This is a genomic window from Aeromonas sp. Lyrl_2, from assembly GCF_051948815.1.
GTDB lineage: Bacteria > Pseudomonadota > Gammaproteobacteria > Enterobacterales > Aeromonadaceae > Aeromonas > Aeromonas veronii.
Window position 1 is genome coordinate 1 of sequence record NZ_JAYJLJ010000041.1, and the last position, 11,700, is coordinate 11,700.

Genomic DNA, 11,700 nt, shown 5'->3' on the forward strand with positions numbered 1-11,700 from the left:
TGGTACATAGGGGGTTCTGAGTAGAGAAATGCTAGTTGAAAATGTGTAAACCTATTTCAGGACTAGACACAATGTGGGAATAAGGCTTAGATCGCCAGAAATCCGAGGATCAGAATGGGGCCGAGCAGGCTCAGAATAAAGCCGGAGACGATGGCTACCGGTACCACCTGAATGCCCCCTGATTTCTGGATGACCGGCAGGGTGAAGTCCAGCGCCGTGGCGCCGCCGTAACCGATGGCCGCCGAGGGGTGGCGTCGCATCAGGACCGGGATGAGCAGAATGGCGATAAGCTCACGCCCAAGATCGTTGATAAAGGCAGCAGAACCGAGCACCGGCCCCAGTTTGTCGGCCACCAGAATGCCGGAGAGCGAATACCAGCCGAAGCTCGAGCTCATCGCCAGACCATGGGTAAAGGGCATGCCTAGCAACTGGGCCGCCAGCAGGCTGCCCAGCCAGCTGCTGAGGATGACGGTGGCGGCTATCTTCATCCCCCAGGGGTTGAGCAGGATCTGGCGCAGCCGCATGCCGGAGTTGCGCATCTGCACCCCGATGAGAAACAGCAGCAGCATCAGGGCCCACTCGCTCCACTTGTCGATAGGCAGGGCGCGCAGATCTACCAGTAGACCCAGCAGCACACCGCCGAGCACCACAAAGCAGAGCTGCAGGGATTCCCACAGCAGGTGCAGCTTGCCCGGCATCTTGGTATCACTCGCCTCGTGGGTCGGCGGCGTGCGCTTGTCGAGCCACCAGAGGGCCAGCAGGTTGCAGACCGTGATCGCGGTGAGCATCACCCCGGCGACCTTGAAGATCACCGCCAGATTGCTGCCCAGGTTCTCCACATAGGCAAGCCCGAGCCCCATCAGAAACAGAATGAGGTAGACCATCTTGCCCAGACTCTGGTTGACCAGCTTGATCAGTCGGGCAGAGGAGAGGGGAATCAGATAGCCGATTGCCAGTGGCAACAGGATCAGCAACACATTGAGCAGCATCGAGGCCTCGATCACAAAAACTGATAAAAACACCACCTTATCATTACTTATTGGCTCTGTGTCACATATCTCTCGCTTTCATGGCCGAAAACAGCCCTTTTGGGGGCGGATTGTTACTTTTTTGCCACAACCTCTCTGTTTGATAAGGTTCTGTGCGAGCCCGTGTGCACCAATGAAATCAAGTTGATCCGATCGGGGGGCCGATATTTCGCTCGGCAAGGGGGTGCATAAAGCCATTTTTGTGCCGGTTTGGCACACATCACGCTTTTCTCTTGCCACTGAAATGATTGGGGTATAAAAAGGCGGTATCGGAATAGCCATTGAAACGGCTTTTTATGCAAACAAAGTGCTGAAAAATACGAAAAGAGCGAATAAAAATAGAGCGAATCCCCTGAAGACCCTCGTTCTGTATTGTTTTTTCACTATCCGGGTGATATTTTCGCTGAAGGTTGCCATCGGTTAACTTTTTGTTAAATGGACGATGGTTGAGTCACGCCCCCTGCGGCGTCTAGGGACAGACAAGGTTGTAATGGATGAGCGACGTTGCCGCACTGGAAGTACGTGATCTGCACAAATATTTTGGCACCCACGAAGTGCTCAAGGGCATCGACATGACCGCCCACAAGGGGGATGTGATCTCCCTTATCGGCTCCTCCGGCTCGGGGAAGTCGACCTTTCTTCGCTGTATCAATCTGCTCGAAACCCCCTCATCTGGCACTGTCTCGCTCCATGGCGAGCTGATCCGGATGAAAACCAGCCGCGCCGGCGAGCGGTTGCCCGAGGATATGCGTCAGGTGGAGCGGATCCGCAGCCGACTGGCCATGGTGTTTCAAAGTTTCAATCTCTGGTCACACATGACCATCATGCAGAACATCATCGAAGTGCCGATCCAGGTGCTCAAGGTGCCTCGCGCCGAAGCACTGGCCAAGGCAGAGCAACTGCTCAACCGGGTTGGACTCTGGGAGCGGCGTGACTACTATCCCGGCCACCTCTCCGGTGGTCAGCAGCAGCGGGCCGCCATTGCCCGTGCGCTGGCGGTAGAGCCCGAGGTGATGTTGTTCGATGAACCCACCTCGGCGCTGGATCCCGAGCTGGTGGGGGAGGTGCTCGGCCTGATGCGCGAGCTGGCCGAAGAGGGGCGCACCATGCTGGTGGTGACCCACGAGATGTCGTTTGCCCGGGATGTATCGAACAAGGTGATGTTTCTGCATCAGGGGCGGGTGGAAGAGGAGGGCAACCCCAAGGAGATTTTCGCCCATCCCAAATCCGAGCGGTTCAAGCAATTCATCTCCTCCATCTACTGATGGCGGGATGCCTGGTTACCCAATCAACTGTTTTATCAAGGAGAGATACATGAACAAGCTGATGCTGGCGACAGCCGTAGTTACTGCCCTCGCGTCCGGTAGCCTGATGGCCAAGGAGTGGAAAGAGGTCCGGATCGGGGTTGAGGGTGCCTATCCCCCCTTCTCCTGGACCGAGCCCAGTGGCGAGGTGAAAGGTTTTGATATCGACATCGCCAACGCCCTGTGCGAAGAGATGAAAGTGAAGTGCACCCTGGTCAAGCAGGACTGGGACGGCATCATTCCGGCGCTGTTGTCGCGCAAGTTTGACGCCATCATCGCCACCATGGACATCACAGAAGAGCGCAAGAAGAAGGTGGACTTTACCCAGAAGTACCAGCACATTCCGGCCCGCTTCGCCGCCAAGAAGGGCACTGATGTGCAGCTCGACAAAGCCTTTATGGAAGGCAAGTCCGTCGCGGTGCAGCGTGCAACCTCCATGGATACCTTTATTACCGACAACTTCCCCAACGCCACCATCAAGCGTTACGGCACGGCCGATGAAGCCTATCTCGATCTGAAATCCGGTCGTGTGGACTATGTGCTGGCCGACTCTGCCGCCATCACCGACGGTCTGCTGAAGAAAGAGGGCGGTGATGCCTTCGAATTCGTCGGCCCGAAACTGACCGATCCCAAGTGGTTTGGCGAGGGTGCCGGTATTGCGGTGCGCAAGGCTGACAAGGATCTGAAAGAGAAATTCAACGCCGCCATTCTGGCGCTGCGTGCCAACGGCAAGTACAAGGAAATCAACGACAAGTACTTCGAGTTCGACGTTTACGGAGAGTAAAACAAAGAGACGTTTACGGCGAGTAAGTCCAAAAACGTCTACGGCAAGTAACGACAGGTTGATCCCGTCAGTAGTCATCGGGCCCGTCACCTCCCTGAGGGAGTTTACGGGCCCGCATTGATTGCAATGGAGCTGCACATATTTCATTCGGACTGCTATGGAGCCTTCTGGTTAGCAGGTGCGTGAAGATTCAGTGGCGATGGAGCTGCATATGTTTGATTTGAAAGGATACGAAGCCTCGCTGCTGGAGGGCGCCTGGGTCACCCTGGAAGTTGCGCTGGCATCCCTGCTGCTGGCGTTGCTGCTGGGGATGCTGGGGGCGCTGGCCAAACTCTCTCCCTACAAGTGGGCCAGGGCCATCGCCACCGGCTACACCACCATTATTCGCGGTATCCCCGATCTGGTGCTGATGATGCTGCTCTTCTTTGGCGGCCAGGTGCTGATCAACGGTATCTGCACCTGGGTCAACGAGACTTACAACAGCTGGTTACTGGAGAGTAATCCCAATCAGGAGTGGGTCTCCCTGCTTCCGGACTATATCGACATCAGCCCCTTTGTGGCCGGTGTCGCGACCATCGGCTTTATCTTCGGCGCCTACATGACCGAGACCTTTCGCGGCGCCATTCTGGCGGTGGACAAAGGTGAGCTGGAGGCCGCACGGGCCTTTGGCATGCGGGCAACCCAGGTGTTTGTGCGGATCCTCTTCCCCCAGATGATGCGCCACGCGCTGCCGGGGTTTGGCAACAACTGGCTGGTGCTGCTGAAAACCACCGCGCTGGTCTCCATCATCGGCCTCGATGACATGGTGCGCAAAGCCTCGTTGGCGGCGGGCTCGACTCAGCAACCCTTCACCTTCTACATGGCGGTGGCGCTGATCTTCCTGATCTTCACCGCAGTCTCCACCTCGGCGCTCAAGTGGGCCGAGCGTCACTATGCCATCAAGACGAGGTAAGCCATGGATTTCTCAATCATTCTCAAAGAGTGGCCCACCTACTGGGAGGGGCTCTATACCACCGTCTGGCTGGTGGCCCTCTCTCTGATCCTCGGCCTGATGCTGGCGGTGCCCATGGGCATCCTGCGCAATAGCCGCAACTGGCTGATCAAGGGGCCGATCTGGGCCTATATCTACTTTTTTCGCGGCACCCCGCTGCTGGTGCAGCTCTTTATCATCTACTACGGCGCCGCCCAGTGGGAGTGGCTGAAGAACAGTGCCGCCTGGTCGCTCTTCTCCGAAGCCTGGTTCTGTGCGCTGCTGGCTTTCACCCTCAATACCGCCGCCTATACCGCCGAGATCGTGCGCGGAGCGGTGCACAATATGCCGCGCGGCCAGATTGAGGCAGCCAACGCCTTTGGCATGACCCGCTGGCAGACCCTGACCCGGATCATTTTGCCCAACTCGTTTCGTCGGGCACTGCCGGCTTACAGCAACGAGGTGATCTTCATGCTGCAGGGCTCGGCGGTGGCGGGCATCATCACCATCGTCGATCTGACCGGCGCGGCGCGGATCATCAACTCCCGCTACTACAGTCCGTTCGAGGCGTTTTTGACCGCAGGGCTGCTCTATATGCTGCTCACCTTTGTCATCGTCTGGCTGTTCAAGAAGTGGGAAGCGCGCTGGCACGCTCACCTGCGCCCGCGCAATGTGTAAGGGTTGAGCTGCCAAGATGCGCGAAAATGGCTCCGCCTGTTGCAGGCGGGGCCATTTTTTATCTTTATCCTCTGCCCGCCCGGTTTGCCAAATAGTGCCCGAGCAGGGAGAATGCAGCACTCCCGAGCGCCGCCAGTCGTTGGCTGTGAGCCTTATTCCCCAGTTCCCGAGGTTTTATGTACCGGATATTGTTTGAGCATCCCGCTTTCCTGGTTATCGACAAGCAGCCCGGCATCGGCATGCACGACGAGAAGGGCGACGGGGAGGCGGTCAATCCGGGGCTGGTCAATCGCGTTAAGGCCGATACCGGGCTCACTCTCTATCCGGTACACCGGCTCGACAAGATGACCTCCGGCCTGGTACTGCTTGCCCGCACCCCAGAGGCGAACCGTGAGCTGAGCATGGCTTTTGCGGCCCGTGAGGTGAGCAAGCAGTATCTGGCGCTCTCCGATCGTAAACCGAAGAAGAAGCAGGGCTGGGTGAAGGGGGATATGCAAAAGGGGCGTGGCGGCAGCTGGATGCTGGTACGCACGCTGGATAATCCTGCCATCAGCTGGTTTGATTCGGTGTCGGTGCGCGAGGGGCTGCGGCTCTATCGCATCAAGCCCCAGACCGGCAAAACCCACCAGATCCGGGTTGCCCTCAAAAGTATCGGCGCCCCCATTTTCGGGGATGAGCGCTATGGCGGTACGCCCTCCGATCGCGGCTATCTGCACGCCTGGCGGCTCAATTTCACCCTTTCGGGCGAGCCGTTCGATTTTGTCTGCCCGCCCGATGTGGGGAGTGAATTTGTCACTCCCGAGCTGCCCGCTGCGATTGCAGCTCTTGCGCTTTGAGGCTCCCATGATAAGCCGCTCACCAGCTGAACAAGTGGTGCTGAAAGAGGGTGGGGGATATCAAGAGAACGAGGGTGCGCCGCGCTGGATCCTGGCCGACTTTGACGACACCCTGGCCCCCGGCGACAGCCACGCCGGTCTGCTGCGCTATATCCTGCGCCGCCGGATCTGGCCGCTGCTGCTGTTGCCAGTGATTGCGCTCGGTGGCTTGGTCTATTTGTTGCCAAGTCAGCGGCGGCGAGGTATCTCCCTTATCTGGTGGGCCATCACGTTGGGGCTTTCCCCTTTGGGCTGGCGCAAGCTGGTACGCGCCTACTGCCGCACCAGGCCGGGACTGTTTTGTCAGGCTCGCGAATTGCTGCAAAGCGAGGGGGCGCGCTGCTGGGTGATCTCCGCCAGCCCCTGCGCGCTGGTGCGAGCCCAGCTCTATCAGCAACTGCCCGGCCAGTTGCCCCACCGGATCATTGGCTCGCAGATGCACTACCGTTTTGGCGGCCTGATGCCGCGCTTCTATTGCCACGGACAGCACAAGCTGCTGCCAGAGATTTGCGCCCTCGATGCCGAGCTGGCCTTGAGCGACAGCCTGCACGATCTGCCACTGCTGGGGTTGGGGGAAGAGGCATGGTTGATCAATCCGACGCCCACGCGACTGCAAAAGGCCCGGGCCCGCTTGCCCCATCTGCTGGTCAAAAACTGGCAACTGTAAGCCAAAGCTGACAGTCCTGTGGGTCGTCACCGTTTGATCCGCAGGGCTGCCGCTTGAATGTCACAATCTATTTACATCTTTTGCTGCCAGCTGCGAAAAACTATCTGCAACCCGCCTCTTCTCTTCCTGCTACGCCCTGCTTCTAATGAAACAAGTTGTTAACACTTGCCGCGCCGCGAGGTGCTGCAATCCGTTTTAACCGAATCAAGAGCAAGGAGCGCCCGATGAATGCCACCTCTTCCGCCACCCACACCATCAATCCGTTAGGCACAGATGGCTTCGAGTTTGTCGAGTACACAGCCCCCGATGCCAAGGGGATTGCCGCCCTCAAGAGCCTGTTCGTTTCGCTCGGGTTTGCCGAGGTCGCCAAGCACAAACACAAGCAGTGCTGGCTCTACCGGCAGGGGGATATCAACTTTGTGGTCAATGCCGAGCCTCACTCCCAGGCGGAGCAGTTTGCCAGCCTGCACGGGCCGAGCGTTTGCGGCATGGCGTTTCGGGTGAGTGATGCGGGCAAAGCCCAGCAGTACGCCATCGCCAAGGGGGCCAAGCCTTTTGTCGGCAAGATTGGGCCGATGGAGCTCAATATTCCCGCCATCTACGGTATCGGCGAGAGCACGCTCTCCTTTGTTGACCGCTATGGCGACAAGGGCTCCATCTATGACGTGGATTTTGTCTTCTACCCCGACTGGCAGTCCCGGATGGCAGAGGTAGATGCCGGTCTTATGGAGATCGATCACCTGACCCATAACGTGCATCGCGGCAATATGGATGTCTGGTCCAACTTCTACGAGCGGATCGGCAACTTCCGCGAAATTCGCTACTTCGATATCGAGGGCAAGCTGACCGGGTTGCATTCGCGTGCCATGACCGCCCCCTGCGGCAAGATCCGCATTCCCATCAACGAGTCGGCGGATGACAAGTCGCAGATCGAGGAGTACCTGCGTCAGTACAAGGGGGAGGGGATCCAGCACATCGCCATGGCCTCCAGCGATATCTACCAGACCATCCGTACCCTGCGCAGCCGCGGCACCGGCTTTATGCCGACACCGGATACCTACTACGAGAAGGTGAACAGCCGGGTCGAGGGGCATCAGGAGGATCTGGCGGCCCTGAAAGAGCTGCGCATCCTCATCGACGGCTCCCCCACCAAGGATGGCATCCTGCTGCAGATCTTTACCGATACCGTGATTGGTCCGGTGTTCTTCGAGATCATCCAGCGCAAGGGCAACGAAGGGTTTGGCGAGGGTAATTTCAAGGCGCTGTTTGAATCGATCGAGCTGGACCAGATCCGCCGTGGCGTGCTGGATGGCGGTGAGCATGACAAAGGAGATCCAAGCAATGCGTAACTGGATTAATTTCCCCCATCGGGAGGGGACCCACTCCCGTCAGGCCCATGCCGACCTGCCGGAACAGGCCATCTATGAGCGCGAACTGGGGCGCAGCGGCTTTTTCGGCCCAGCTACCCACATGCACCACAAGCATGCCCCCACCGACTGGAGCAGTTGGGAAGGGCCACTGCGGCCACGGCTGTTTGACCTCAATGCCCTGCAAGAGGAGGTGAGTTCCCTCTCTCCCTGGGTGGCCCCCGACATTCTCAGCAACCCCCACTGTCGCTACCGAGTCTGGCGGCTCTCCGAGGCGATGCCGTTTCTGGTGCGCAACGCCGACGGCGACGAGCTGCTCTTTATCCACGAGGGGGGCGGCGAGTTCTTCTGCGACTACGGCCACCTGACTCTTCGCGATGGCGACTATGTGGTGATCCCCCGTGGCACCATGTGGCGCATCGAGCCGACGGCGCCCCTGTTCATCCTGATGATCGAGGCGACCAACGACAGTTACCAGCTGCCGGACAAGGGGCTGGTGGGCAATCATGCCATCTTTGACCCGGCGGCGCTGGATGTGCCCGCCATCAATGAACGCTTTTTAGCCCAGCAGGATGAGAATCCCTGGTCGCTGCAGGTCAAACGCCACGATCAGGTGTCGGTCATCACTTGGCCGTTCAACCCGCTGGATGCGCAAGGGTGGCACGGGGATTTGTGCGTGGTGCGCCTCAACTGGCGGGATATCCGCCCGCTGATGAGCCATCGCTACCATCTGCCGCCGTCGGCTCACTCCACCTTTGTCGCGAGCCGCTTCGTGATTTGTACCTTCGTGCCGCGCCCCATCGAAAGCGATCCCGGCGCCCTCAAGGTGCCCTTCTATCACAGCAATGACGATTATGACGAGGTGCTCTTTTACCACGCCGGGGACTTCTTTAGCCGGGACAATATCGAGCGGGGCATGGTCACCTTCCATCCCGCCGGTTTCACCCACGGCCCCCATCCCAAGGCGTTTGCGGCAGGGCAGGCCTATGCCAAGAAGTTCACCGACGAGGTGGCGGTGATGCTAGATACCCGCGATGCGCTGAACGTCGGTAGCCTCTGCGAACGGATCGAGAACACCCGGTATGTCTCCAGCTGGCAGCGCCCGGACGCTGCTGCCGGCAAATAAGGAATCGCTTATGAAATTGGCAACATTGAACAATGGCAAGCGCGATGGCGCTTTGGTGGTTGTGAGCCGGGATCTGGCCCGGGCGGTACGGGTGAGCGAGATTGCCCCGACGTTGCAGGCCGCCCTCGATGAGTGGGCCGAGGTTGCCCCCAGGCTGGAGGCTGTCTATCAGCAGCTTAACGAGGGCCGTGCGGTAGAGGCGTTCCCCTTTGATGAAGCGTCTTGCCTCTCTCCGCTGCCGCGTGCCTATCAGTGGGCCGATGGCAGCGCCTACGTCAACCATGTGGAGCTGGTGCGCAAGGCACGCGGCGCCGAGATGCCGGAAAGCTTCTGGCACGATCCGCTGATGTATCAGGGGGGCTCCGACAGCTTCCTCGCCCCCCGTGGGCCGATTGTCATGGGCTCCGAGGAGTGGGGGATCGATTTCGAGTCGGAGGTAGCCATCATCACCGACGATGTGCCGATGGGGGTGAGCCCGCAGGGGGCAGCCCGCCACGTCAAATTGCTGATGCTGGTCAATGACGTGAGCCTGCGCAACCTCATTCCGGGGGAGCTCGCCAAGGGATTTGGCTTCTTCCAGTCCAAACCGTCCAGCGCCTTCTCACCGGTGGCCATCACCCCGGACGAGCTCGGCGATGACTGGCGCGATGGCAAAGTGCATCTGCCGCTTCTGACCCACCTCAACGGTGCCCTGTTTGGTGCGCCCGAAGCCGGGGTGGATATGACCTTCAGCTTCTTCGATCTGATTGCCCATGCCGCCAAGACCCGTCCCCTTGGCGCTGGCTGCATCATCGGTTCGGGCACCGTCTCCAACTACGATCGCAGCGCCGGTTCATCCTGCATCGCCGAGCGCCGCATGCTGGAAATTCTTGATTGTGATCAAGCTATAACCCCCTATTTGCAGTTTGGTGATAGAGTGTCGATCGCGATGGAGGATCGCTCTGGCCAAAACCTGTTTGGCACCATCTCTCAACAGGTGGTGCCAGCGAGCGGTCAGGGAGGTTGATGACCAGCGCCGGTTGGCGGCAAGGATGTTCGGGATATGTCCGGATCACGACGAGCCCTCAACCGGTGCCGGATACACAAGGAGGCAGGTGGTGAGCACCTGCCGGGCTTCGGGCCCAGATAAGATGCAGGGACAGATTATGTTGCAGTTGTTTGGCTATTGGCGTTCGTCGGCAAGTTTTCGGGTACGGATCGTGTTGCAGCTTAAGGGACTCGCCTACGAGCAGCATCCCATCAATTTGCGGCAAGGCGAGCAGAGCGAGAAGGCCTATCGCCGGATCAACCCGCAAGGGCTGGTGCCGTTTCTGGTGGATGGCGATGTGCAGATCGGTCAGTCGGTCGCCATCATGGAGTACCTTGACGAGACCTATCCCGCCTACTCCCTGATGCCCTCTTCCCCCGACGCGCGGGCCCGGGTGCGCCAGATCGTCAACATGATCGCCTGTGATATTCACCCGCTCAACAATCTGCGGGTGCTCAACTATCTGGAAGAGCACTTCAGGGCCAACAACGAGCAGGAGGCTCGCTGGTATCGCCACTGGATTGACGAGACCTTCACCGCCCTCGAACAGCTGTTGATGACCACCGCCGGTGTCTACTGCGTCGGCAACGAAGTGACCCTGGCCGACTGCATGCTGGTGCCACAGGTCTACAACGCCCGCCGCTACGACATGACCCTGGACGATTACCCCACTATCCGCCGCATCGTCGCCAACTGCGAACAGTTGCAAGCCTTTATCAAGGCGGCCCCTGCTAGTCAGCCGGACGCGCAACCCTGATCGGATCGCGCGATGCAGCATTTTGATGGCTAAAGCAGTGAATACTCATTGAGCCAGTGAGATGACTGGCTCGCTCACGAAATATGTTCGCGCTGTTGCCAAAACTCAGCCTGTGTTGTGAACCGCCATGGCTGTCATTCCTGAGTGTTGGAATGGCTGCCATGGTGGGATTGGCCTATTAGTTCTGCATATCCGTGATGTAATAGGTCACGGGGTATGTTGCCGGCTGTTTCATGTCCTGATTCACGAGCCCTACTTTTTTGGCATTTTCAATGTTGTAGGTTGCACGTCGACTCTCAGACGAGGTGATGGCCTTTAGCTCCTCTGCCGGAATTTTGGTGCAGGAGGAGTAAATGGTGCGAAAGAGCGAGTTGTATTTTTCAGCATCGTCCAAAATACGCTGTGCCTGATCCGGCTTAAGGTAATCATTGATTTCATTTGCCGCGGCAGCAGGATGAAGTAAGAAAGATGCCATTGGCATGGCATAACGCTGATTCGATGCACAGTAAATTATAGTTGCAGAAGAGGCCACATTTGATGCGTTAATCATATTCAGCTTCGTCGGATTTTTACGCAAAGCCTCGTAGGCCATATACCCGGAGTCCATATCACCGCCCCCACTATTGAGATATATGTCTATATTTTGAATGTTGCGATAATTGCCGTTAATTTCATCAATAGAGGATAACAGCCAGGCCACGGTCTGCGGGTCTATGCCTGCATTGAAGTAGATGGCTGCATTATCTACATCTGTGTCATTGACCGTATTTCCCTTGATGAAAAAAATGTTGGCGTGCACATGTATCGGTAATGCCAGAGCAAGCAGAATTAGTTTTTTTATCGACATAGATACCTCATGGATAACATATTTGGGGACACTTGGTTGCTGACAATATCACTATTTCAAATATCGGCATCTGAAAAAAGGATTGCTGTTAATTGATACTTACATTAATTCAGTGTCAGCTACCCTGATTTCGCCTCCACATGACGAATGCCATAGTGCCAGTTATGTAGCAGGGGAATACACCACCCCATTCTTCGATACGTGGTGCTCTATCAGAGCCTATGCTCACACTTTCAACGTCGGTTTTATGGGCCATGTTCTGATCGTCTG

At 57.8% G+C, this 11,700-nt stretch carries 12 protein-coding genes; 10 read left to right on the top strand and 2 right to left on the bottom strand.

Going from position 1 to position 11,700, the window contains the following annotated elements; all coding sequences use genetic code 11:
* Positions 1-86: 86 nt before the first annotated feature.
* A complete protein-coding gene (locus VF684_RS20500) occupies positions 87-989 on the bottom strand; it encodes a lysine exporter LysO family protein (protein ID WP_139442083.1) in 903 nt (300 codons plus the stop codon).
* Between the two features lie 533 nt (positions 990-1,522).
* Between VF684_RS20500 and VF684_RS20505 the strand changes: the two genes are divergently transcribed.
* The 10 genes from VF684_RS20505 to maiA all read left to right on the top strand — a co-directional run bounded on the left by VF684_RS20505 (position 1,523) and on the right by maiA (position 10,583).
* On the top strand, positions 1,523-2,293 hold the full coding sequence (locus VF684_RS20505) for an ABC transporter ATP-binding protein (protein WP_005337310.1): 771 nt from the start codon (positions 1,523-1,525) through the stop codon (positions 2,291-2,293).
* A gap of 49 nt (positions 2,294-2,342) precedes the next feature.
* The gene (locus VF684_RS20510) at positions 2,343-3,116 is read left to right on the top strand and encodes an ABC transporter substrate-binding protein (RefSeq protein WP_005337307.1); all 774 of its coding nucleotides are present in this window, start codon (positions 2,343-2,345) and stop codon (positions 3,114-3,116) included.
* A gap of 211 nt (positions 3,117-3,327) precedes the next feature.
* Positions 3,328-4,068 carry an ABC transporter permease gene (locus tag VF684_RS20515; protein WP_005352911.1) on the top strand — a complete coding sequence of 247 codons (741 nt, stop codon included), beginning with the start codon at positions 3,328-3,330 and terminating at the stop codon, positions 4,066-4,068.
* A 3-nt stretch (positions 4,069-4,071) separates the two neighbouring features.
* A complete protein-coding gene (locus VF684_RS20520) occupies positions 4,072-4,764 on the top strand; it encodes an ABC transporter permease (RefSeq protein ID WP_005337302.1) in 693 nt (230 codons plus the stop codon).
* Between the two features lie 176 nt (positions 4,765-4,940).
* A complete protein-coding gene (locus VF684_RS20525; protein WP_139442078.1) occupies positions 4,941-5,600 on the top strand; it encodes a TIGR01621 family pseudouridine synthase in 660 nt (219 codons plus the stop codon).
* A gap of 7 nt (positions 5,601-5,607) precedes the next feature.
* Entirely contained in the window at positions 5,608-6,306 is a 699-nt protein-coding gene (locus VF684_RS20530) for an HAD family hydrolase (RefSeq protein ID WP_376898547.1), read from the top strand.
* A gap of 224 nt (positions 6,307-6,530) precedes the next feature.
* Complete coding sequence (hppD, locus tag VF684_RS20535; RefSeq protein WP_376898545.1) at positions 6,531-7,655, top strand: 4-hydroxyphenylpyruvate dioxygenase; 1,125 nt, start codon at positions 6,531-6,533, stop codon at positions 7,653-7,655.
* Complete coding sequence (locus VF684_RS20540; protein WP_376898543.1) at positions 7,648-8,799, top strand: homogentisate 1,2-dioxygenase; 1,152 nt, start codon at positions 7,648-7,650, stop codon at positions 8,797-8,799. The genes hppD and VF684_RS20540 overlap by 8 nt, the downstream gene beginning before the upstream one ends.
* 10 nt (positions 8,800-8,809) lie before the next feature.
* Positions 8,810-9,805, top strand: coding sequence for a fumarylacetoacetate hydrolase family protein (locus VF684_RS20545; RefSeq protein WP_139731438.1), 996 nt, complete (start codon positions 8,810-8,812; stop codon positions 9,803-9,805).
* A 139-nt stretch (positions 9,806-9,944) separates the two neighbouring features.
* The gene (gene maiA, locus VF684_RS20550; protein WP_162516186.1) at positions 9,945-10,583 is read left to right on the top strand and encodes a maleylacetoacetate isomerase; all 639 of its coding nucleotides are present in this window, start codon (positions 9,945-9,947) and stop codon (positions 10,581-10,583) included.
* A gap of 178 nt (positions 10,584-10,761) precedes the next feature.
* Here the strand turns inward: maiA and VF684_RS20555 are convergent, their stop codons facing one another.
* On the bottom strand, positions 10,762-11,430 hold the full coding sequence (locus VF684_RS20555; RefSeq protein WP_107685038.1) for an ATP-dependent Clp protease proteolytic subunit: 669 nt from the start codon (positions 11,428-11,430) through the stop codon (positions 10,762-10,764).
* Positions 11,431-11,700: the final 270 nt, after the last annotated feature.